At 61.9% G+C, this 22,182-nt stretch carries 18 protein-coding genes; 5 read left to right on the top strand and 13 right to left on the bottom strand.

Annotated elements, in window-relative coordinates; all coding sequences use genetic code 11:
• The 5 genes from RDW26_RS06365 to RDW26_RS06345 form a co-directional block, all read right to left on the bottom strand.
• On the bottom strand, window positions 1-865 hold an 865-nt coding region (locus RDW26_RS06365; protein WP_307982949.1), incomplete at its 3' end, for a TGS domain-containing protein.
• A 265-nt stretch (window positions 866-1,130) separates the two neighbouring features.
• On the bottom strand, window positions 1,131-1,646 hold the full coding sequence (locus RDW26_RS06360) for a zinc ribbon domain-containing protein (protein ID WP_118349805.1): 516 nt from the start codon (window positions 1,644-1,646) through the stop codon (window positions 1,131-1,133).
• A 316-nt stretch (window positions 1,647-1,962) separates the two neighbouring features.
• A complete protein-coding gene (locus RDW26_RS06355; RefSeq protein WP_307982948.1) occupies window positions 1,963-2,304 on the bottom strand; it encodes an AzlD domain-containing protein in 342 nt (113 codons plus the stop codon).
• On the bottom strand, window positions 2,301-3,053 hold the full coding sequence (locus RDW26_RS06350) for an AzlC family ABC transporter permease (protein ID WP_307982947.1): 753 nt from the start codon (window positions 3,051-3,053) through the stop codon (window positions 2,301-2,303). The genes RDW26_RS06355 and RDW26_RS06350 overlap by 4 nt, the downstream gene beginning before the upstream one ends.
• Before the next feature lie 93 nt (window positions 3,054-3,146).
• Complete coding sequence (locus RDW26_RS06345; protein ID WP_307982946.1) at window positions 3,147-4,190, bottom strand: deoxyguanosinetriphosphate triphosphohydrolase; 1,044 nt, start codon at window positions 4,188-4,190, stop codon at window positions 3,147-3,149.
• 212 nt (window positions 4,191-4,402) lie between these two features.
• On the opposite strand from RDW26_RS06345, the gene RDW26_RS06340 reads away from it, so the two are divergent.
• On the top strand, window positions 4,403-5,353 hold the full coding sequence (locus tag RDW26_RS06340) for a MarR family transcriptional regulator (RefSeq protein ID WP_307982945.1): 951 nt from the start codon (window positions 4,403-4,405) through the stop codon (window positions 5,351-5,353).
• Window positions 5,354-5,542: 189 nt separating this feature from the next.
• Here RDW26_RS06340 and RDW26_RS06335 read toward each other — a convergent pair whose 3' ends face one another.
• On the bottom strand, window positions 5,543-6,238 hold the full coding sequence (locus RDW26_RS06335) for a cytochrome c3 family protein (protein ID WP_307982944.1): 696 nt from the start codon (window positions 6,236-6,238) through the stop codon (window positions 5,543-5,545).
• Window positions 6,239-6,345: 107 nt separating this feature from the next.
• The gene (locus RDW26_RS06330) at window positions 6,346-7,683 is read right to left on the bottom strand and encodes an ammonia-forming cytochrome c nitrite reductase subunit c552 (RefSeq protein ID WP_307982943.1); all 1,338 of its coding nucleotides are present in this window, start codon (window positions 7,681-7,683) and stop codon (window positions 6,346-6,348) included.
• A gap of 223 nt (window positions 7,684-7,906) precedes the next feature.
• On the opposite strand from RDW26_RS06330, the gene RDW26_RS06325 reads away from it, so the two are divergent.
• Together RDW26_RS06325 and RDW26_RS06320 are read left to right on the top strand one after the other, a co-directional pair.
• The gene (locus tag RDW26_RS06325; protein WP_307982942.1) at window positions 7,907-9,157 is read left to right on the top strand and encodes an ATP-binding protein; all 1,251 of its coding nucleotides are present in this window, start codon (window positions 7,907-7,909) and stop codon (window positions 9,155-9,157) included.
• Window positions 9,154-9,792 carry a response regulator gene (locus RDW26_RS06320; protein ID WP_374110312.1) on the top strand — a complete coding sequence of 213 codons (639 nt, stop codon included), beginning with the start codon at window positions 9,154-9,156 and terminating at the stop codon, window positions 9,790-9,792. The genes RDW26_RS06325 and RDW26_RS06320 overlap by 4 nt, the downstream gene beginning before the upstream one ends.
• 190 nt (window positions 9,793-9,982) lie before the next feature.
• On the opposite strand, the gene RDW26_RS06315 is transcribed toward RDW26_RS06320, so the two are convergent.
• Window positions 9,983-11,515 (bottom strand): helix-turn-helix transcriptional regulator, encoded by a 1,533-nt coding sequence (locus tag RDW26_RS06315; RefSeq protein WP_307982941.1) that lies wholly within the window; start codon window positions 11,513-11,515, stop codon window positions 9,983-9,985.
• 321 nt (window positions 11,516-11,836) lie between these two features.
• On the opposite strand from RDW26_RS06315, the gene RDW26_RS06310 reads away from it, so the two are divergent.
• Both RDW26_RS06310 and RDW26_RS06305 read left to right on the top strand, forming a co-directional pair.
• Window positions 11,837-13,489: an FAD-binding protein gene (locus RDW26_RS06310; RefSeq protein ID WP_114620376.1), complete on the top strand. Its 1,653-nt coding sequence runs from the start codon at window positions 11,837-11,839 to the stop codon at window positions 13,487-13,489.
• Between the two features lie 143 nt (window positions 13,490-13,632).
• On the top strand, window positions 13,633-14,319 hold the full coding sequence (locus RDW26_RS06305) for a cytochrome c3 family protein (RefSeq protein ID WP_307982940.1): 687 nt from the start codon (window positions 13,633-13,635) through the stop codon (window positions 14,317-14,319).
• A gap of 360 nt (window positions 14,320-14,679) precedes the next feature.
• Here the strand turns inward: RDW26_RS06305 and ppdK are convergent, their stop codons facing one another.
• From ppdK to lepB, 5 genes are all read right to left on the bottom strand, one after another.
• Window positions 14,680-17,406, bottom strand: a complete 2,727-nt coding sequence (gene ppdK / locus RDW26_RS06300) for a pyruvate, phosphate dikinase (protein ID WP_307982939.1) — start codon at window positions 17,404-17,406, stop codon at window positions 14,680-14,682.
• A gap of 47 nt (window positions 17,407-17,453) precedes the next feature.
• Window positions 17,454-18,347, bottom strand: a complete 894-nt coding sequence (locus tag RDW26_RS06295) for a pyruvate, water dikinase regulatory protein (protein ID WP_294415435.1) — start codon at window positions 18,345-18,347, stop codon at window positions 17,454-17,456.
• A gap of 155 nt (window positions 18,348-18,502) precedes the next feature.
• On the bottom strand, window positions 18,503-20,590 hold the full coding sequence (gene glyS / locus RDW26_RS06290; RefSeq protein WP_307982938.1) for a glycine--tRNA ligase subunit beta: 2,088 nt from the start codon (window positions 20,588-20,590) through the stop codon (window positions 18,503-18,505).
• A 2-nt stretch (window positions 20,591-20,592) separates the two neighbouring features.
• A complete protein-coding gene (gene glyQ, locus RDW26_RS06285) occupies window positions 20,593-21,543 on the bottom strand; it encodes a glycine--tRNA ligase subunit alpha (protein WP_042434484.1) in 951 nt (316 codons plus the stop codon).
• 65 nt (window positions 21,544-21,608) lie between these two features.
• Entirely contained in the window at window positions 21,609-22,175 is a 567-nt protein-coding gene (gene lepB / locus RDW26_RS06280; RefSeq protein WP_307982937.1) for a signal peptidase I, read from the bottom strand.
• Between the last annotated feature and the right edge of the window lie 7 nt (window positions 22,176-22,182).

The following is a 22,182-nucleotide window of genomic DNA, read 5'->3' as shown; positions in this document are numbered from 1 at the left end:
AGATCTCGACGTAGCCGGCCTTGCGATGGATCTCGCGCCAGTAGTCGAGCAGCGTATTCTTGAGCACCATGCCGTTGGGCAGGAAGAACGGGAAGCCCGGGGCCTCCTCGCGCATCATGAACAGGTCCATCTCGCGGCCGATCTTGCGGTGGTCGCGCTTCTCGGCCTCCTCGAGGTTGTGCAGGTACTCGTCAAGCTCGGCCTTCTTAAAGAACGCCGTGCCGTACAGGCGCTGCAGCTGCTCGCGGCTTGCGTCGGCGCGCCAGTAGGCGCCGGCCAGCTTCATGAGCTTGATGGCGCCGATCTTGCCGGCAGACGGGATGTGCGGACCGGAGCACAGATCGACGAAGGAGCCGTGACGATAGATGGTGATCTCCTCGTCGGCGAGGTCGTCGATGTGCTCGAGCTTGAAGCGCTGGTCGGCGAAAATCTCCTTCGCCTGGTCGATGGTGACCACCTCGCGGACGAAGGGCTCGTTGGCCTTGATGATCTGCTGCATCTTCTTCTCGATGGCGCCGAAGTCGTCGGAGGAGATGTTCTCGGGCAGCAGGAAGTCGTAGAAGTAGCCGTCATCGGTTGCAGGGCCGAAGGCGATCTGCGTGCCAGGGAACAGCTCCTGCACGGCCTCGGCCATGATATGGGCGCAGGAATGGCGCAGGATATGCAGCGCCTCGGGGCTTTTCGCCGTGATGATCTCGACGGCGGCGCCATCGTGAACGAGGGTGGTCAGGTCGACGAGCTTGCCGTCGATCTTACCGGCAAGCGCGGCCTTCGCAAGGCCCGCGCCGATGGAAGCCGCCACGTCGGCGACAGTTGCCCCGGCGTCCAGCGTTTTCTTCGAGCCGTCGGGCAAAACGATTTCCATGATACGTTCCTTTCTTCAGCCGGGCAGGTGCATACCGCCTGCGCATCGGTTTTACGGGATTATAGAAAGATAGCATGCAGCTGCCCACCATGCTAGCGCATAGACCGGTGAATCCCAAATGAAGGTCCGCCGCATGCATAGGAGTTTCACGCGCCGCCGCCTGCTCAGCATTCGGGGCATGCCCGCAAAAGCAGCGGCCTTGCGCGCCTGAAAAGCAAAACGAGCCGTCCGATCGGACGGCTCGTGCGTACGACAAGGGTTCAACCTATTCCTCGGGACGCGCCGGTCGCTGCGGGCGCTGCTGACGCGGGGCGGCCTGAGGCTGCGGAGCGCGGCGAGCCGCCTGGCGCTGACCGCTGACCGGGCTTGCGCAGTACGGGCACACCGTCCATGCCGGCTCAAGGGCATGGCCGCAATGGCCGCACAGGTTCTTCAAGCGCTGATGGCAGTTCGGGCAGAGCACATAATCGGACTCAACGGGGTAACCGCAGTTGGCGCATTCGCCATAGTGCATGAGCTGACGCTGCTTGAGGGCAACCTCGAGCTCCTGCTCGTCACGGTCGATCTGCAGCAAGGGCGGACGCAGCAGGCAGTACGCCACGACGCCCACGAGCGGGACGAGGGCGACGATACCCCACACGTACCAATAGGTGCCGCGCATATACGCATCGCGGGCAACCCACACGATAGACAGGATGTACAAGATGGCAAGCAGCACGACCACGACGGAAAACGCCGCTTGGATCTCAGGCGTGATCAGCTGCGAAAGCAGTTCGCTCATAATGTCCCCATTCTTTCCTTCGATCGGCGCTTCGGCCGCTTCGCCAGTGCGAACGCTTACGGTCCCCATTAGCACATATACGATGCGGGATTATATCAAACCAGGCAAAACAAGGGCGTTTTGCCAATTAATTTCCGCAACCGAAGCCAAAGGGGCGGCTTCTGCTTGATTTGCATGCTCATCCAAGCACCTTGGTTTCGTTATCGAACTCAGCCGGATATGTGCGGCTGAGTTTGGGAGAGCGCCTTTCCGAAGACGGGGGCCGCAAGCGCACCTGATTGCTTCGGTTTTGCCATCGAACCGGGAACGCCCTTCCCTACACCGCGCCCGGGGCAAAGCAGAACGCCAGCAGCGCATAGCTTGCGCAACCGGCGAGGGCGCACCATAGGAGCGACTTGGTCTTGCGCGCGACCACGACCACCACCGCTGCGGCGGCAAGCGGCATGGCGGCAGGCCACACGCCCGCGTCGAACATGCCGGGCGAGAGCAGGTCGTTGGCCACAAGCGCGGCGAACGCCGCAGGCGGGATGAACCCGAGCGCGCGAGCAAGGCCCTCGGGGAGCTGGCGGCCCTTCAGCACGAACAGCGGCAGGCAGCGGCACAGCAGCATGGTGACCAGGCATGTGACGAAGACGATGAAGAAGTCGGTCATGCTCATCGCGCATCATCCCCTTCCCCGGCGGCCTTCGCGATCTTCTCCTCGAGCGCGGCGTCCTCTGCCCTGCGCTGGCGGCGCACTTGCGAGACGAGCATGGCGGCGACCACGCCCAGGATGGCGCCGACGAGGATGGCGGGACCCGCCAGGCCCACGGCTTTGCACGTGAACACGCCCACAATGGCCACCACGGCGGCGATCACGTTCTCGAACGTGATCTTCTGCGTGACAAGCAGGCAGATGAAGATGCTGGTCATGGCGAAGCTGGCAATGGCGAGCGGGATGCCGAGCGCGCCTCCGATGAGGACGCCTGCCACGTTGGACAGCGTCCAAGAGGTGCACGAGCAGATGTTGACGATGGTGGCGCGCGGCACGTTCCACGTTCCCGTGGCGAAGTTCGCCATGTTCACGCCGAAGCTCTCGTCGGTGACCGTGGCGGAGAACAAAAACGACAGGCGCTTGGGCTCCTTGGCGCACATGGGCGCGAAAGACGCCGAATACAGCATCTGACGCGTGTTCACCAGCGACACGCTAGCGATGATGGAGGCCAGAGGGCTTCCCGCAAGCCACATGTTGGGGATCATGAACTGACCCGCGCCGGAATAGAACATGCACGAAAGGAAGAACACCTGCACGGCGTTCATGCCGATGGAGTCTTCCAATATGCCGCAGGGGATGCCGATGGCCACATAGCCCAGCATAATGGGGATGGCGGCCTGCACGGCCGGTTGTATGTCGCTTCTCTGTATCATAACCGCACGATTATAGCCCGAAGCGAATCGGGAAAACAGGGGTTGCTTTTCGCGCGAAAGAGGCGGTGGCGACAACGCCCGGCGGGCGGCGAGCTACCTCATGAAATCGCGCGGCACGAACAGGCGCTTGAACGTTGCGGTGGCATACCGGTCGGTCATGCCGGCGATGTAGTCGGTGACGGCCTGCAGACGGTCGCCCTCGGCGATGACGCGATACTCCTCGGGAACCTCTTCGATGTTGTCCACATAGTAATCGAACAGCTGCGAGACCAGGTACTTGGCCTTGTTGACCTCCGCAAGCACCTGAGGCGCGGTGTAGACGTTGGCGAACAGGAAGCTGCGCAACTCGTTCATGGCGTCCCATACCGGTTCCGATAGCGCGATGTCGTCGACGGCCGCCGAGGTTTGCACCATATCGCGCACCAGAAGCTCGATGCGGCTGGAATGATCGGGGCCGAGCACCTCGTGCGTGCTTGCGGGTAGCGCGTCCTCGGTGAGCAGGCCGGCGCGGATGGCATCGTCGATGTCGTGGTTGACGTAGGCGATGCGGTCGGCGGTAGCCACGATGCGGCCCTCGAGCGTTTCCGCGCGGATGGCGCCGGTGTGGTGCAGGATGCCGTCGCGCACCTCGGCGGTGAGGTTCAGGCCCCGCCCGTCGTTCTCGATGCGCTCCACCACGCGCAGGCTTTGCTCGTTGTGCCGATACTGGGCGGCTACCTGGGCGGATGCGATATCGATGCCTCGGTGACGGGCCAAGCATCCCGCCAAGGCGGCCTCGCCCGTATGGCCGAAGGGAGTGTGCCCCAGGTCGTGGCCGAGCGAGATGGCCTCCGCCAGGTCCTCGTTAAGCCCGAGCGCGCGGGCGATGGTGCGCGCTATCTGCGCAACCTCGAGGGTGTGGGTGAGCCTCGTGCGGAAATGATCGCCTTCGGCGGCCAAGAACACCTGGGTTTTGTGCGAAAGGCGGCGGAAGCTCTTGCAATGCAGGATCTTATCGCGGTCGCGCTGGAATTCGGTTCGGAGGAAATCCGGCTCGCCCGAGCGCGCACGGCCCTCGGACTCGTCGGATTTGGCCGCATCCGCGCTCAAGAGCGCATGCTCGCGGAGCTGCTGGTCCTCGCGGTGAACGATGTTCATGGCTACCCTCCCGACCTTCAAGTTTCAGGCATAGCAGCAGTATACCGCGCCAGGGGCGCCGCGGCGCACAGCGGCATGGCGGACGGCAGACGGGCATCATGGCGTCGAATTATGGAAAGGTTGACGCGGACATGAAACGAATAAGCCACAGACGAGGAGAAAGAAGTATCATGGTTCACCAGTGCAACGATTTGATGACATGAAAGGCCGTCATGAGCGATACCTCGACCGAACACCGCAAACCCGGGAAATATCTTCTGGATTCAACGTTTTTCGTGGCGTTCGAACTTGCCCACGAGGGCCTGAAGGAAGGCCTTCGGGAAGCGAGCTGCCTGAACTGCACACAGTATCGCGTGCTCGTGAAGCTTGCCGCCGCCGAACCCGAGCCCATCGGGCAGAAGAATCTGGGCATCATATTGGACCTGAAGCCCAACGTGATCACCCATGCGGTCAACACGCTGGAGGACGCCGGCTTCGTCGAGCGCATCCACACGCCGGGGAAACGAGGAAGCCGCGTGCGCGTGCTCGAAGCCGGCATCAAGCACATCGAGCAGGCCAACCCCGCCATCATCGCCCAGCTCTACCGCATCTTCCCCACCCAGACCGCGCCCTTCCGCTCGATCTGCGAGGCCGCCGTCATGGCCGGTGCCACCATCGAGCCGCCGCTGTCCCGCGAGATGTCGCGCAAGTTCTTCGCCTCCCGCGCCCTAGCTTCCTTCGAGGTGCTGCGCAAGCGCATAGAGAAGGCCTTAGAGGAGTCGTGCGACGGCGCCACGTTCAGCGAATGCCGTGTGCTGCAGCGCCTAGGCGAGGTGGGCTACCCCATGCGCATCGTGGACCTGGCGCGACAGCTGAAGCTCACGAGCGCCACCGCCGTGCGCGCAACCGACCGACTGGCAGAGCGCGGCTGGGTCGAGCGCATGGGCGCGCCCGACGACCGCAAAGCCGTGTACGTGGCCTGCACCGACGAGGGGCGCCATATGCAGGACGTTGTGCTCGCGGGCGTGGACCGCATCGCCACGCAGTACCTGTGGAGCCGCCTTGCCCCCGAAAAGTGCCGCGATATCGCCATGGCAGGCCACGTGGTGATGGCCGACCTGCAGCAACGCGAGGAAGCCGAGCGTCTAAGCACCCTCACGCAGCTGCGCCCCTTGAAACAGTGATACGCGGGGCTTCCCTAACGTGGCGACCCCGTTCGCGCGCGATCTGACGCACGGGTCTCGACGGCATATCTAAGCGAAAACCCGCTTTGAATCCCATGCGCGCTCCCGCTCCGTCGAAAGCGGAACGGCTTGCCCCAAAACGCAATAAGGGCGTTGGCTTGAGCCAACGCCCTTATTGCGAATACGCGATTATGCGCGGTTCGCCACTTCTTGAGCCTGATCGTAGGTCAACCACCCATCAGGGATGGGCGCATCATCATGGCATCGGCTGCACGCGTTCACCGAAGCACGATGCGCCTTATGGCAATCTCCGCAGTCGAGCTGCTGCCCATGCATGGCCATATGTGGATTACGCTCGCCATACTGCGCCGTCGCCTTCACCAAGTCCTGGCGCGTGATGTTATGGCATGCCGAGTTCAAGCAGAATGCATCGCCGTCCTGGCTCAGCCACTCGCCGAGCTGCTCGGTATCTCGCTCCCCAAGCACCAACCCATAGGTTTCGTTGGCGTACAGCGGCATATTGCCGGTTGCCCACTCGCTCACCTCGGTCAGCTGCTGCGACATGGTGGGTTTATGGCAGCTCAGGCAGTTCGCATCAGCACCGCCTTCCTCTTTCGGCACCGCATGCACCACGGCCAACATGGAATCGGTGTTCTCCACCGTGTTCCCCCATTTGTCGATGCCCTGCACGCCCGGCTCCTGCTCGAACGCGGCAAGATATGGATCCATGGGCGTATGGCAAATGGCGTTGCAAAAGCTGGGCTGCTCATGCCAAACCCAAAAGCCCCCGCCGGCAACTGCCGCGACAACCGCCACCACAGCCACGGTGATCGGCCACTTGCGGTTTATCCTGCGAGGCTCGCCGGTCCCATTTTGCTCGCTCATGTGTTTCAACCCCCCTTTCTGGAAATGAATCGGAATATGCTAGCGGTTACCCCCGAGCGCGCAGCTCGCTTTTGCTCGGGAGCTTCGGAGAGAATGTCGCCTACGCTTTATCCGAGCATGGACAATGCCTGGTCGGCCGCCGCTTCGGCCTTGTCCAGGGTTTCGAACGTCAAATCGGGGTTGTGAGCGCCCTCGCTGTTCTCGACCATCACGAAATCCCAGTAGAACTGCGCGTTGCGCTGCAGTTTCCACAGGGCGGCAAGCTCATCGGAAGGAGCCTGCTTGTTGCCGGCGTCCTTGGCGGCCTTGATCGAGGCGATCTCGTCAGCGTACTTGCCGGCGATCTTGTTCGTCATATCCTCGATCTTCTCGCTGATCGAGGTGACGCGCTGCTCTTCCTTGGCCTGCGTAGCCGCAACTTCGCTCTTCAGGTCGGCATGGCAGTTGTTGCAGTCGTTTGCCAGCATATCCTCGTTCTCAAGCGGGCTGATCCAATCATGAGACGTGTATGCGGTGCCGTCCTCGGCGACCTCGGTGCCCATATGGCAGTCGGAGCAGGTGTATCCGATGCGCGCCATGGTGGTGGATTCCCCGCCGTAGATGGTTTCGAACTCCGGATGCTGCACCTTGATCATAGGCGCCATGGTGTCGGCATGATTCCAGTCGGAGAAGTTCATGTCATCGTAATAGGCGAGGATGGCATCGGGCGTCATCTGATCGGTGCCGGTGTAGGGGTTCGTCGTCGCCTTCGTGGTCGGATCGAAATAATACTCGTTGTGGCACTGACCGCACGTTTGGCTGGCCAGCGGCGCCTTCTTCTCGTTGTTCACGTCGTCGCCGAGCGCCCTCACGAAGAATTTGTTGCCCACGACCAATTGGGTGGGGTCGTTCTCATGGCAGTTATAGCAGCTGATGGGCTCGTCGAACTGATCGATCATGTCCTTGAATTTGCCTTGATAGGCCGTATCGCCCTCCGCATTCACCAACGCGGTATATTGCGGGGTCTTGCACGAGATGCAGTTGGCGAGCTGCTCCTTTTTCTGCGTACGCGGCGTTTCCTTCACCGTATCGAGCGAGTGCGTATGGCCGTGCGCCTCGTCGTAGCCAAGCGCAAAGGCGTATCCCTTGTACATGGTGTTCAGCGCAGGATACAGCTGCAGGTAATCGTGCTTGCCCTCGGTGCCGTTAGCGTCGTTTTGCTTATAGGTTTGATACTGATATGGATAATCGCCGGCCCATTGATCGGCATGCACCACGCCATACTCATCGGCATCGGGCGTCTGCTCGACTTGTTGCGCGACCGGCTTGTCGGTTGCCTTCTGATCGGCACGTCCCGCCTTGTCGGCATTCGGCGCACAAGCCGAGAGGCCCACAACCAGTCCGAATGCGCACAAAGCGGTAGTCCAAACGATCGCCTTGCTCCCTTTTGCCTTCATCATCTCCATCTTCCTCCCTTCTTGCAGGCGCTTCTCTCCGCATCTAACGGTACACGCATCGCGCATGCCCATGCGCTTGACGCGCGCACGGGTAGCGAACCCTCCCCCAAACAGACGGGCAAAACCCTATGATTTCGTCGGTGCCGCTTACAACCTGCTATTGTTACTAGGTTGTCTCTGCGCGGAACACGCAGAAGCGTTTAAGATGCTTTTGGTCATGGAAGGGGACATCATGGGGGCATCGAACTTCGACCAGGCAACGATTTCGGGGAAGAACGCCGCGTTCCAGCAAGCGGTCGACGCACTGCGCGAGCGCTTCCGCTTCGACTTCGCATCCATGGGCATCACCGCGTTTCTAGGGGCTCCGCTAAAATGGATCTACAGCGCAGGCGAGACCAGCAATCGCCATCGTCGCATCGCGCTGGCACCTGGACATGGCATCGGCGGCATCGTGCTGAAAACCGGCAAACCCATGCTGTTCACCGACATCGATTCGGAAATGGACCCTCGCGAATACTCGTCCTATCCCATCGTGTTCGCCGAGGACCTGCGCAGCTTTTGCGCTTTGCCCCTCAAACGCGCAGACCATGTGGTAGCCGTGCTGCTATGCGCTTTCCGCAACGTCGATCCGTCGCATGCGGAAACGTTCCGTGCGCTTATAACCGATGAGCTGCGTGGGACGTTTTGCGGGCTCGAGGTGGTTTCCGAAGGGTTCATAGGACTTGGAGAAGCCGGCGACCGAAGTGAAGCCGCGTTTATCGACATCTCGGGCGATACCTCTTTCGCCGGCGTGCGCGACACCGACGAGACGGGCGCGCCGAAGCTGTTGCGCGGCGATTTGGCTCGTGTCATAGGCGCGCAAGAGGAAGAACGGCGGCGCATTTCGCGCGAGCTGCACGATGGCGTGGCACAGGAGCTTCTGACCGTCACGTTCACGTTGCAACGCCTTACGGACCACGTCGACGCAGAAGGCGCCGATATCCTTGAAGAGGCACGCGGCGGCATCAACGGCGTGCTCGATGAGCTACACAACATTTCCGTGATGCTGCGCCCCAGCTCGCTTGATCATTTGGGGTTCGTGCCCGCTCTGCGCAGCCAAGCTTTGCTGCTAGAGAAAACCTATGGCTCCGCCATCCGCTTCGAAGGCCAGCTCTCCCTGCCCCGCTTCGATCGCGCATTGGAAACGCAAGCCTATCGCATTTGCCAGGAAGCCATGACGAACGCCTGCAAGTACTCCGGATCGGATGCCGTGACCGTAGGCGTTGAGACTGCCGGCAACTGGCTTCACATCAGCATAGTCGATGAAGGCTGCGGCTTCGACGTGGCGCATCCCGCCATCAAGGGCAACGGCTGCGGGTTGCTCGGCATGCAAGAGCGCGCCAACCAGGTAGGCGCCACGCTTTCCATCGAATCAAACGAGCACGGCACGCGCGTCACCTTGGTCACGCCTATGCGTTCGACGGAGGAGGGCGATGCGCGATGATCAGCGTAGTGCTCGCCGATGACCATGTAGTGGTACGTACCGGCATAAAAATGCTGCTCGACGCCGATCCCGATATCGAGGTTGTGGCCGAAGCCGCTGAGGGAACGGAGGCATATTCCCTGGTGGCCCGCTACAAGCCCGACGTGCTGCTGTTGGATATATCCATGCCGCCCGGGCAAAGCGGGCTTATCGCGTGCGAGAAGACGGCAAAGGATTTCCCAGATACCAAAGTGGTTATCCTCACCATGTTCGCAGAACCGGAATACCTGCTGTACACGCTGCGCGGAGGAGCGGCAGGATACGTGTTGAAGAACTCCACGCCTGAGCAACTGCGCCAGGCCGTGCACGACGTTGCCAACGGCGGCAGCTATATCCACCCGACCATGGTCGAGCTGTTGGCAAAACACACAACGAGCGGCTCAAGCGACCCGTCAATCCAACAACTGTCCAGCCGTGAACTGGAGATCTTGCAGCTGATAGCCCGCGGGCACACCAACAAGGAGATCAGCAAGATGATGTTCCTGTCCGTGAAAACAGTCGAGGCGCATCGTAGCAAGATATACAAGAAGCTTCATCTGAAAACACGCGCCGATGCCGTCGATTACGCGCTGCGCCACAAGCTGCTCGACCTGTGACGCACCGCACTACGCGATTTCGCCCCAAATAGCCAGGGGAAAGCGCATTCTCGCACCTTGCCCCCGAAAAGTGCCGCGATATCGCCATGGCAGGCCACGTGGTGATGGCCGACCTGCAGCAACGCGAGGAAGCCGAGCGTCTGAGCACCCTCACGCAGCTGCGCCCCATCGAACGATAGCGCAGCGCCGGTCAGGCGTGCTTGCCAGCAGCGAGCTCTTCGACCGGAGCCTCCGCGTTGCTGTGCAGCCCATCGATGCCGATCAGGTCGAACAGTTCCTCACGCGAATGGATATCGAACTTCTGATACACATGGCGCACATGCGCTTTCGCGGTACCGTTAGCGATGAACAGCTCGTGCTCGATCTGCCCGACGGTTTTGCGTTGCGCCAGAAGCATGAGCACCTCGGTCTCACGCGACGTCAACCCGAACCGCTTCGCTAAAAGCTCGCAGCGATCCACGATCTCCTGCTTGCGCACGGCCTGGCCATCAGCCCCTGAGCCATCGAAAAACGACGCTCCCCATGTATTGGACAGCTCCTTTTGAGATAGCAGCACGAACGTCCCCATGATCACGGCGACGATAGCTATCCCGATGGCGATGGTGGTGCCATGCACACCGCCGACATCGATCATCGACCCGTATTCGTATACGCACCGGCCAAGAAACATGAACACCAGGCGAAGGCTGCGCTCCAAACCGAACAGCCATATCGCCGACACGCCATAGCGATAGCACAGGTTCGAGCACAGCACCATGATCAGGATGGTAAACGCGGTGTAGCCACCTGCCACGCAATACCCGCCGAACACATCGTCTGCAAAACCAAACACGGAAATGGAGAACAACGCAACCACCGTCAACGGCAACGCGATGCGGCAAAGCACGTTGAAATCGAATTTATCGCGTTGCACCAGCACACCGATAACCACGAGCACTGCCACGATAAACGTTCCCGGCGATGAATGCGGTCCGAACGCGCCACGATAAGCACTCGATTCGATGATGCCGTACGAAAACGCGAAGAAGCCCATGAGCAGCATGATCTTCCACGGCACGGAGACGCTCACCCACGTTTTCTGCGGCCGTTCGCCTTCAGGCAGCAACTCGAAGCCGCGTCGAGCGCACAGCAGCGCCGCTACGGGAAGCAACGCCGTCATCGCAAACAGCCACGGCATCTTAAAGCCCATGTACACATACACGATCAGCGCACCGAACACCAGGGATGACGCGTAATACAGCGTTACGCGGATGGGATTCAAGCATCCATACAGTTCGCTGAAGATCAAGATAATCAAGCCCAGGCCCAGACCGCCGAATACAGAGCTTGCAAAGCCAAGCAGCAGCGCGAGCGACGGCATGAAACACGACGCGAACAGCAGCACGGTTGACAGCAGCATGAAACTGCCGCAAAGGATATATACCCGGGCTCTGTTGAACAGCGGGCCGATCCTGCGCGCAAGCGCCACGCACGCCAGCATTTCGACGATGGCGGTGAGATCGAAGATGTCGCGCATGGAAACGGAAAAAGCCGAGAAGCCGACGAACGACCCCACAAAGGTGATCTCTATCCAGGCGCGGTACACGCCCAACCCTAGAAACGCCAAAGGGATGGGCACCAGCACATCCCGCAACGAACGGCGTGCCTGCTTCCCTTGCGCTTGTTCGCCGTTCGACGGCTTCGCTTGCGCCACGCTCTGCGCCGCTACATCCGAACTGTGCAAAACCGTCCCCCCATCACCTTGTCCAATTGGGGTTATGCATCCATATAACCCCCTCTCCCTTCCCTCATTGTATACGACTGTTTAAGCGCAACGCTAATGCACTCAGAAACGGTTGCGCGAGTATTGCCTGTTCAAGAGCGGGTTATTTCAAGGGGTTATGGAAATAATCCCCCTGATTTCCCAAAAGGCTGATGAATCGACGCGTTTGTGAAGATATTGTGCAGGGCACAGCAACGAGTTTTGGAGGGCGAAGGGATCGTTGCTCTGCCCCGTCGAGCATGCAGGCGAAATGCGGGGCTCGCATACCGAAAGGAGTTACTCATGTCCAAGGAAATGTCGCGTCGCGATCTGCTCAAGATGAGCGGGCTGGCGGCAGCAGGCGTCGCGGGAGCATCGCTTCTGGGCGGCTGCGCACCGAAAGCGGCATCGAGCGCATCCGATTCAGGCAAGGCGGCAAACGGCGGCTCGACCGCCGCAACCACCGCGGCAGGCCATGAGCGCGCAGGGCTTCCGAGCTTCCTGAGCGCACCCGAGCCGATCAAGGACGTGAAAACCACGAAGGATTACGACGTCGTGATCGTAGGCGCTGGTGCTGCAGGCATCCCCGCCGCCATCACCGCCAAGGAAGCAGGCGCGAGCGTCGCCGTCATCCAGAAGGAAAGCACCGCCATCTCGCAAGGCAACACCGCAACGGGCATCCTGCTTGACAAGTCCGACCCCGCCGGCGTCGAGGCCGTGGTGTCGAAGCTGATCTCCGAGCATGATTACCGCGCTAAGCGCGAACAGGTGGAGCTGTGGGCGAAGAACTCCGGCGAGGCCATCACATGGCTGTTCAACCTGGCACAGCAATGCGGCGCGCAGGTCTCCGACACCACGAAGAAGTGGACGTCAGGCATTGCGAAGGTCAACGACTACGAGATGAACTACTTGTCCATCGACTTTGGTCCGAAGCCCTACAACACCGGCGAAGGCATGAAGGCGTTGGCCGAGTACGCGGAAAAGCAGGGTGTTGACTTCTTCTACTCCACCGAGGCGAAACAGCTGGTGGGCGACGCATCGGGCATCACGGGCGTTATCGCCAAGGGCGCCGAGGGCAACATTCAGTTCAACGCGAAAAAGGGCGTTATCCTGGCTGCCGGCGATTACCAAAACGACGACGAGATGGTGAACTACTATCTTCCGGACCTGAAACACCTCGGCCGCAAGCAGACGAACAAGACCGGCGACGGACACAAGATGGCCATTTGGGCCGGCGGCGCGATGGAGGACCTCGGTCACACGAAGATGCTCCATGACTTCGACGCCGGTCCGGGCTCCATGTGCGATATGCCGTTTTTGGCTGTGAAGATGGACGGCACGCGCTTCTGCGATGAGACCTGCGGCATGTCGCTTATGAACAACTTCCTGCGCAGCGACGCCGATCAGGGCAACTACTGCCAGATCTTCGACAACAACTACACCGAGACGGCTGCAAGCTGGCCGGGCAAGCTGTTCGACCAGGAGGCCATCAAGGCGTACATGCCCGAAGAGCCCGGCGAGAAAAAGGGCGTTTTCGAGGGGCAGATCGCAACGTTTAAGGCGGATACCCTTGACGAACTTGCCAAGAAGCTGGGCATCACCGACGCGGCCGCGTTCAAGAAGGCCGTCGAGCGCTACAACGAGCTGGTTGCGAAGGGCAGCGACGAGGACTTCGGCAAGCAGGCCAAGTGGCTCACGCCCATCGACACCCCGCCGTTCTACGGCATCCATCGCCATGTGCGCGTATCGGCCATCGTGTCCGGCGTGAACGTCGACAAGCACATGCAGGTGCTCAAGGACGGTACCGAGGAGCCGATTCCCGGCCTGTTCGCCATCGGCAACGTTGCCGGTAACTTCTTCGCCGGCGTCGACTACACCATGTGGATGCCGGGCTTGTCCCTTGGCCGTGCCCACACGCAGGGCTATGTGATCGGCAAGTACGTGGCCGAACTGTAAAACCCATGACCTTCGGATAGGCGTTTCGGAGCGTTCGTCGTCCTCGAAACGCCCCCGAACGGATCATCCCCCTAAGCTGAGCGCCCTCCATCTCCCTCCGGGCGCTCAGCGTCTTATTTGAACCGAGATAAAAGGAGCACACCATGGAAACGCCGACGAACAGCGTGGACGCGTGCAGCAAGAAGAGCAAAAAACCGCTGATAGCAGGTATCGTCGTTGCGGTTGTGGTGCTGGCGGGCATCGGTTTTTGGACATGGCACAACACGCCGGGTTTTTGCGGCGTGTGCCACACGCCCATGAGCACGTACGTTGCAACGTACGAAGCGCAACCTAACGCGCAAGCGACGGACAAATGGGGCAACGACGTGACGAATTCGAACGCCATGTTGGTGGTCACGCATAAAGAAGCCGGCGTAGAATGCCTGTCGTGCCACGTCCCGAGCATCAATCAGCAAATCGGCGAGGTGACCGAGACTATCACGGGCGATTATTACTACCCGCTTTCTGAAGTCAGCATTTCCGCTTTGCAAGAGAATTCCGGGCAGAACGCAAGCGACGAGGCCGCCTTCTGCCTGAAAAGCGGCTGCCATGTCGATGCAAGCGGCACCGAGATCTCCACGCGCGAGGACTTGATGAAGGCGACTGCAGACAAAGCGTTCAACCCGCATAGCAACCATCACGGCGAAGCAAACTGCAGCGATTGCCATAAATCGCATCGCGCATCGGTGATGCAGTGCACGCAGTGCCACAACGACGCCGCGGCAAGCATGCCGGAGGGCTGGGTTGATTACAAGACCGGAAAGCAGATCGCAGAATCCGCCGTCAAGTAAACCCGCCGCTCAGCACGACGCGCATGATCGAGAACGACAAGCGAGCCAAAACGTTGTGAAGACGGCGTGGCTCATCGCGAAACGAAGGGAGCTCCCATATGGGAGCTCCCTTCGTTTCCCTGGAAGAACCTACGCTTGCCGGAAGCAGGAACATCCTACACTTGCTGGAAGAAAGAGAAATTGCGCCTGCCCGAAGAAATGGGGAGCTCCCTTATCAGGAGCTCCCTTCGCATTTCGTGATCTTGCTCGTGGCGGAACCCCCTTCGTTTCACAGGTACACCCCGCTCACATCTGACAAAAAAAGGGAGCTCCCGCATGCGGGAGCTCCCTTCATGATGCGACTATTGCGCAAACGCTAGCCTACTGGGCCTTCTTGGCCTCGATGGCAGCCTGGCCGGCGGCCAGACGGGCCAGCGGCACGCGGTAGGGACTGCAGGACACGTAGTCAAGGCCGATGGCGTTGAACGTGTGGATGGAGTCCGGATCGCCGCCGTGCTCGCCGCACACGCCGCAGGTCAGGTCGGGGTTGCCCTGGTGACCCAGCTCGACGCCCATCTTCACCAGCTTGGCAACGCCGGGGTCGACCGTTGCGAACGGGTTGAAGGGCAGCAGGCGCTCCTGCAAGTACTGCGGGATGAACTCGGCCTCGACGTCGTCGCGGCTGAAGCCGAACGTCGTCTGGGTGAGGTCGTTGGTGCCGAAGGAGAAGAAGTCCGCCTTCGTGGCGATCTCGTCAGCAGTGACGGCAGCGCGCGGCAGCTCGATCATGGTGCCGATCTGGATGTTCAGCTCGACGCCCTGCTCGGCGGCAACCTCGGCGATGGTCTGCTCGGCGACCTCGCGCAGCTTGGCCAGCTCGGGAACCACGGACACCAGCGGGATCATGATCTCGGGCTGCGGGTCCAGGCCCTCCTTCTTCAGCTGGGCGGCGGCGGTTGCGATGGCGCGCACCTGCATCACAGGGAGGATGGGGTACACGATGCCCAGGCGGCAGCCGCGAAGACCCAGCATGGGGTTGGCCTCCGCCATGGCGTCGATCTGCTCCATGAGGGCGCGCTTCTCGGCGATGACGCCCTTGTCGCCGCCGGTGGCCTCGAGGCGGGCGATCTCGACGTCGAGGGCACGCGGGCTCTCCAGGAACTCATGCAGCGGCGGATCGAGCAGACGCACGATGACCGGCAGGCCGTCCATGGCCTTGAACATGCCGTAGAAGTCGCCCGTCTGAGCCTCGAACAGCTGGTCGACGGCCTTCTGGCGGATATCCTCGTCCTCGTTCAGGATGAAGGTCTGGATGATCTGCTTGCGATCGCCCAGGAACATGTGCTCGGTACGGCACAGGCCGATGCCCTGCGCGCCGAAGTCGCGGGACAGCTGAGCGTCCTCGGGGTTGTCGGCGTTGGCGCGCACACCCAGGGTGCGGAACTCGTCGGCCCACTCCAGGATGGTGTCCAGGTCGCCGGTGAGCTCGGGAAGCACCAGCTCGACGGCGCCGAGCACCACGATGCCGGTGGTGCCGTCCAGCGAGATCATGTCGCCTTCCTTGATGACGACATCGGTGCCGGTGACGACGGCCTGCTTCTTCTCAGCGTCGATCTTGAGGGCCTCGACGCCGCACACGCACGGGGCGCCCATGCCGCGGGCGATAACGGCAGCATGGGAGGTCTTGCCGCCATGGCTGGTCAGAATGCCCTCGGCGGCGATCATGCCGGCCAGGTCGTCGGGGTTGGTCTCCCAGCGGACGAGCACGCACTTGCGGCCGGCCTCTGCGGCGGCCACGGCGTCGGCAGCGGAGAACACGGCCTCGCCGACGGCAGCGCCCGGGGAGGCGTTCAGGCCGCGGGCCAGCACGTCGTACTCGGCGTTCTTGTCGAACTGCGGGTGCAGCAGCTGGTCGAGCTGCTCGGGCTCGACGCGCATGACGGCCTCTTCCTTGGAGATGAGGCCCTCCTTCTCCATTTCGATGGCGATGTGCAACGCGGCGGCGGCGGTGCGCTTGCCGACGCGGGTCTGCAGCATGTACAGCTTGCCCTGTTCGATGGTGAACTCGATGTCGCACATGTCGCGGAAATGGTTCTCGAGGACGACGAAGATCTCCTCGAGCTGCTTGCCGGCCTCTTCAAGGCCTTCGACGTGCTTCAGCTCGGCGATGGGGCTGGTGTTGCGGATGCCTGCCACGACGTCCTCGCCCTGGGCGTTGACCAGGTAGTCGCCGTAGAACTCCTTCTGGCCGTTGGCGGGGTTGCGCGTGAACGCGACGCCGGTGGCCGAGGAGTTGCCCTTGTTACCGAACACCATGGACTGCACGTTGACGGCGGTGCCCAGGTCATCGGCGATCTTGTTCTTCTTGCGGTACAGGACGGCGCGGGGGTTGTTCCAGCTGCCGAACACGGCCTCGATGGCCAGCTTGAGCTGCACCATGGGGTCCTGCGGGAAGGCGACGACGCCGTCGACCAGCAGGCTGGGATACTCGACGCCGGAGACGTTCTCGGAGAAGATCTTCTTGAACTCGGCCACGAGCTCCTGCAGGTCCTCTGCGGTCAGGTCGGTGTCGGAAGCGGCGTTGCGGCTGTTCTTCATGACGTTGATGGCGTTCTCGAACAGATCGCCGTCCAGGCCCATGACCACGTTGGAGAACATCTGGATGAAGCGGCGATAGGAGTCCCATGCGAAGCGCGGGTTCTCAGTCTGCTTGATCAGGCCGTTGATGGACTGATCGTTCAGGCCCAGGTTCAAAACCGTGTCCATCATGCCCGGCATGGACATGGGAGCGCCGGAGCGCACGGAGACCAGCAGCGGGTCCTCGGCGTCGCCGATCTTCTTGCCGATACGCTTTTCCAGGTCAAGACGATACTCGTGAATGGTGTCGAGCGCGCCCTCGGGCCAGGTGTTGTCTGCGTTGGCATACTCCATGCAGGTTTGGCACGTGATGGTGAATCCCGGAGGCACCGGCAGGCCGATGTTGGCCATCTCGGCCAGGTTGGCGCCCTTGCCGCCAAGGATGGCCTTCATATTGGTATTGCCCTCGGTGACGTTGTTGCCCTCGGCGTCCTTGCCGAAAGCGTACACACGCTTGACTTCTGCAGTCACTTTCTTACTCCTAACGTAAGGTCGTCCGAAAACGGGACTTAGTTCAATCAGGACCGTATTACTATATCAGCACCTTGCGGGTGAGCCCGTTCGTAGTACCGCAAAATCTCTTGAGCGGTTTCCTCAACGGCACGATTTTCGGTGTGAATGACGATAGCCCCCAGTTTTCGCATGAGCGCGCGGGCGCGGTCGAGGTCCTCGTAGACGTATTCGGGGTCGGCATATTTCGAAGCCGCCACGGCGGCGTTGCCCAGACGGCGTTGTCGGATCCCTACCAAAACGTCGGCGGTGGTCATCAAGCCGAACAGGCGCGAGCGATCGACCTCGAACACCTCCTTGGGCGGCTCGGTGGACGGGTCGAGGGGTATGTTGGAAACCTTATACCCCTGCTGAGCCAGGTAGATAGAGGTTGGCGTCTTCGACGAGCGCGACACGCCGAGCAGCACGATATCGGCCTGCGTCATCTCCTGCGGGTTGCGGCCGTCGTCGTGGGCGATGGTGAACTCGATGGCCTCGATGCGGCGAAAGTAGTGCTGGTCGGCCACATGCAGGCCGCCAGGGCGCTTCGAGGGGGTCTGCCCCGACAGCTTGGCGATGGCGTTCATGGCGTCGGTCATGAGGTCGACCGCCACCACGTTGGGCAGGCTCTCGCAATAATCCGACAGGCTACGGCGCAGATCGCCGTCGACGAGCGTGTAGAAGATGAGCAGGTTCTCGTCGCCCTTTAGGCGCTTGTGCAGCTCTCCGTGCTCGGCGATGAACTGCTTGACCTCCTCGAACGAGCGCACGTGCGGCAGCACCTCGATGTTGGGGTTCGTGACGCCGAACTGGGCGGCCGCGGCGCGAGCCAGGGCCTGGGCGGTAAGCCCCACCGAGTCGCTGACGACGTGGATGGTGGGCAGCGGCGTGGTGTTCTCATGCACGATGAACTCGCCTTGCATGGGCGTCCTCCTTACAGACGGTGCCTTGTAGATACGGAAAAGGGCGGCAGACCGTATCGGCCGCCGCCCTTTAAAGTTTACACGCTTTCGCGTTGCGGGGTGCGCGAGGTTGCCCTCGCCTCCCCTTCGCTACCGGTTGAAAACGGTTACCGGATTTATTTGGACTTCGCCATCTTGCCGAAGTCGGCCACGTTGGCGAACACGGCCACGAAGCGGTTGAGCAGGCGCAGGCGATTGTCGCGCAGAGCCGCGTCCTCGTCCATGACCATGACGTCGGCGAAGAAGCCGTCGATGGGCGCACGCAGGGCGGCCAGCTGGGACAATGCGGCTGTGAAGTCGTCGGACTCCAGTGCGGCGGCCACGGCCTGCTCGGCGGTTGCCACGGCGCCCGCGAGCGCGCGCTCGGGATCGGTGAGCAGGGCATCGTCCACGTCTTCGCCCAGTTCCGGCTTGCGCAGGTTGTTCGCGCGGGCGTGGGCCGTGGCCAGGTTGTCGAACGTTTCGGCATCGTTGGCACGGGCATCCTCGAGCGCGTGGGCGCGCTGGCTGATGACGGCCGGCTCCTCCACGCCCGCAGCCAGCACGGCGTCGATGGTGTCGGCGTTGACGCCGGCGTCGCGCAGCATGACCTTGGTGCGGGTGACGAAGAAGTCCACGACCTCGGCGCGCACGGCGGCCGCGTCGAAGGCGACGCCCTGGGCGGCGAAGCTGGCCAGCGACTCGTCGATGGCGGCGGCAAGCGAGATGGGAAGGCCCGCCTCGAGCATGTTCACGATGCCGATGGCGCTACGGCGCAGCGCGAACGGGTCGGAAGAGCCGGTGGGACCCTGGCCGACGGCGAACAGGCCGCAGATGGTGTCGAGCTTGTCGGCCAAGGCGACCAGCTTGCCCACCGTGGTGTCGGGCAGCGCATCGCCGGCGAAGCGCGGCTGATAGTGCTGGCCGATGGCCTGGGCGACCTGCGGGGTTTCCCCGGAGGCGGCGGCGTAGTAGCTGCCCATGACGCCCTGGACGCTGGTGAACTCGATGACGGCATTGGTGACCAGGTCGGCCTTGCACAGGCGCGCGGCGCGCTTCGCGTCGGCCGCGTCGGCCGCGTCGAGCTGAGCGTCGGCGGAAAGGGCGCAGGCCAGCTTCTCCAGGCGCTCGGCCTTCTGGCGCACCGTGCCCAGGGACTCCTGGAACACCACCTTGTCGAGCTTCTCGATGTAGGACTCCAGCGGGTGCTTGAGGTCCTCCTCGTAGAAGAACTTGGCGTCGTCGAGACGGGCGCGCACCACGCGCTCGTTGCCGTCGATGATGGTGGCGGCGCATTCGGGGTTGCCGTTGGAGACGATGATGAACTTGTTCGTCAGCTTTCCGTCAGCATCGTAGAGCGGGAAGTAACGCTGATGCATGAGCATGGCGTCAACGATGATCTCCTCGGGCACCTGCAGGAACTCCTCGTCGAAGGTGGAAACGAGCGGCTGCGGGTACTCGGAAAGGTTGACCACCTCGAGCAGCGTCTTCGCGGGAAGGTCGGCGGTGAAGCCGGTTTCGGCCTCGATGGCTGCCACGCCCTCGCGGATGATGCGCTCGCGCTCGGCCTGCGTGGGGATCACGTAGGCGGCGCGGATGACGTCGAGCAGGTTTTCTGCGGTATCGACCGTGTGCTTGCCGGGAGCCAGCACGCGATGGCCCATGGTGAAGTTGGAGGACTCGGCGCCGGCGAAGCTGACGGGCAGCACGACGTCGTCGAGCATGGCCACGATCCAACGCACCGGGCGCACGAAGTACTCGCGATATGCGGCCCAGCGGCAGGAGCGGGGCCACTTGATGGCGGTGATGAAGCCCGCCAGGACATCGGGCAGCAGGTCGGCCACGGGCGTTGCCGGGATGTTCTTTGTGGCGAACACGTACTCGGTGCCGTTGACCTCGCGGCGCTCGAGGTTCTCGGGCGAGAGGCCCTTGCCGCGGGCGAAGCCGATGGCCGCCTTGGTGGGGTTGCCGTCGGCGTCGAAGGCGATCTTGGCCGCAGGGCCCTTGTACTCCTCCACGAGCGCCTCGGTGGCATCGGCCACGCCGTACGCCATGACGATCAGACGGCGGGGGCTGGAGTGGATCTCGATGGAATCGTAGGGGATGCGCGCATCGGCAAACGCCGCGGGCACCATCTTCTCCAACTGCTTGTTGGCGGAATCAAGGTCGAACGCGGGGATCTCCTCCACGCCGATCTCGAACGCGAGAGTGTGCTTATCGGCCATGGTTACTCCCCTTTCTCGTTCTGATCGTCCTGATCGTCGCCGACGACGGTGGCGATGTAGGAGGCGCAGCACTCCTTGACCATGGAGCGCACGCGCAGGATATAGGCCATGCGCTCGGTTGCGGAGATGACGCCGCGGGCGTCGAGCAGATTGAATGTATGGCAGCACTTCAGCACCCAGTCGTAGGCGGGCAGCGGCAGATTGTGCTCCAGGCACAGGCCAGCCTCGCGCTCGTACTGGTTGAAGGCCTCGAACAGAAATTCGGTGTTGCCCACCTCGAAGTTGTACGTGGAGAATTCGCGCTCGTTCTCCAGGTACACGTCGCCGTAGGTGAACTCCACGCCGTCGTCGCCGCGGGCCCAGATGATGTCGTAGACGCTGTCGACGCCCTGGATGTACATGGTCAGGCGCTCAAGGCCGTATGCGATCTCCACGGGCACGGGAGCGCACTCGAAGCCGCCCACCTGTTGGAAGTAGGTGAACTGCGTGACCTCCATGCCGTTGAGCCACACCTCCCAGCCAAGGCCCCATGCGCCGAGCGTGGGCGACTCCCAGTCGTCCTCGACGAAGCGCACGTCATGCTTGTCCGGATCGATGCCGATAGCGCGGAGGCTCCCCAGATACAGATCCTGGATGTTGTCCGGGCTGGGCTTCATGAGCACCTGGAACTGGTAGTAGTACTGCAGACGGTTGGGGTTCTCGCCGTATCGGCCGTCGGTGGGACGGCGGCAGCCCTGCACGTAGCAGGTACGCCAGGTGTCGGGACCCAACGAGCGCAGCGTGGTGGCAGTGTGGTTGGTGCCAGCGCCCACGGCGCCGTCGTAAGGCTGCAAAACGACGCAGCCCTGGGCGGCCCAGTAGTGCTGCAGGTTCATGACGATGTCCTGGAACGTGGGCGGCTGCGAGCCGGCACATCCCGTTGTCGCGTTCGCGGCGAAGGTTTCGGTTGACATGGTTCTCCTTGTCTGGTTCCGCTGGTCCTTGCTTGCCTACTTGAAAACTGTCGGGCGACGCGCCCCTACTCCAGCAAGCCGAAGTCGGGCACGGGCCAATATACCAGCACGCCCCTGCCCGTTACCGAGCTTGCGGGGACCGCGCCGAAGTATCGCGAATCCTGTGAGTTGGTGCGATTATCGCCCATCACCCAGATGTAACCGGAAGGAACGGTGTACGGGAAGGTGATGGTGGAATTGGTGAGCGGCAGCGTGGGCTTTCCGTGGGTGTAGGTTTCGGTTTGAGCCACGCCGTCGATGTAGAGGAAGCCGTCGCCGTCGATGTTGATGGTCTGGCCGGCGGTGGCAATGCAGCGCTTGATGAGCGTGCGGCCCGGGATCTCGGGATCGGAAAACGTGACGATGTCGCCGGGTTGCGGGTCGCGGAAATAGTAGCTGACCTTCTCGGCGAACACCATGTCGCCGGTCATGATGGTCTCCTCCATGGAGCCGGAGGGGATCTCGTAAGCGGTGAAGACGTACGTGCGCAGCGCCCAGGAAAGCCCCAGGACGAATGCGATCATGATGAGAAGGCTCAAAAATGAGCGCAGTATTCCGCCCTTTTCCCCCGTGGCGTGCTGACCTGCGGCCATGATGATG

The organism is uncultured Senegalimassilia sp., assembly GCF_902464545.1.
GTDB lineage: Bacteria > Actinomycetota > Coriobacteriia > Coriobacteriales > Eggerthellaceae > Senegalimassilia.
This window is presented reverse-complemented; position numbering and strand designations above follow the sequence as displayed.

Coding starts and splice junctions, on each gene's coding strand:
- RDW26_RS06360 (WP_118349805.1), bottom strand. CDS start 1,646: ATGAGCGAACTGCTTTCGCAGCTGATCACGCCTGAGATCCAAGCGGCG.
- RDW26_RS06355 (WP_307982948.1), bottom strand. CDS start 2,304: ATGAGCATGACCGACTTCTTCATCGTCTTCGTCACATGCCTGGTCACC.
- RDW26_RS06350 (WP_307982947.1), bottom strand. CDS start 3,053: ATGATACAGAGAAGCGACATACAACCGGCCGTGCAGGCCGCCATCCCC.
- RDW26_RS06345 (WP_307982946.1), bottom strand. CDS start 4,190: ATGAACATCGTTCACCGCGAGGACCAGCAGCTCCGCGAGCATGCGCTC.
- RDW26_RS06340 (WP_307982945.1), top strand. CDS start 4,403: ATGAGCGATACCTCGACCGAACACCGCAAACCCGGGAAATATCTTCTG.
- RDW26_RS06335 (WP_307982944.1), bottom strand. CDS start 6,238: ATGAGCGAGCAAAATGGGACCGGCGAGCCTCGCAGGATAAACCGCAAG.
- RDW26_RS06330 (WP_307982943.1), bottom strand. CDS start 7,683: ATGGAGATGATGAAGGCAAAAGGGAGCAAGGCGATCGTTTGGACTACC.
- RDW26_RS06325 (WP_307982942.1), top strand. CDS start 7,907: ATGGGGGCATCGAACTTCGACCAGGCAACGATTTCGGGGAAGAACGCC.
- RDW26_RS06320 (WP_374110312.1), top strand. CDS start 9,154: ATGATCAGCGTAGTGCTCGCCGATGACCATGTAGTGGTACGTACCGGC.
- RDW26_RS06310 (WP_114620376.1), top strand. CDS start 11,837: ATGTCCAAGGAAATGTCGCGTCGCGATCTGCTCAAGATGAGCGGGCTG.
- RDW26_RS06305 (WP_307982940.1), top strand. CDS start 13,633: ATGGAAACGCCGACGAACAGCGTGGACGCGTGCAGCAAGAAGAGCAAA.
- RDW26_RS06295 (WP_294415435.1), bottom strand. CDS start 18,347: ATGCAAGGCGAGTTCATCGTGCATGAGAACACCACGCCGCTGCCCACC.
- glyS (WP_307982938.1), bottom strand. CDS start 20,590: ATGGCCGATAAGCACACTCTCGCGTTCGAGATCGGCGTGGAGGAGATC.
- glyQ (WP_042434484.1), bottom strand. CDS start 21,543: ATGTCAACCGAAACCTTCGCCGCGAACGCGACAACGGGATGTGCCGGC.
- lepB (WP_307982937.1), bottom strand. CDS start 22,175: ATGGCCGCAGGTCAGCACGCCACGGGGGAAAAGGGCGGAATACTGCGC.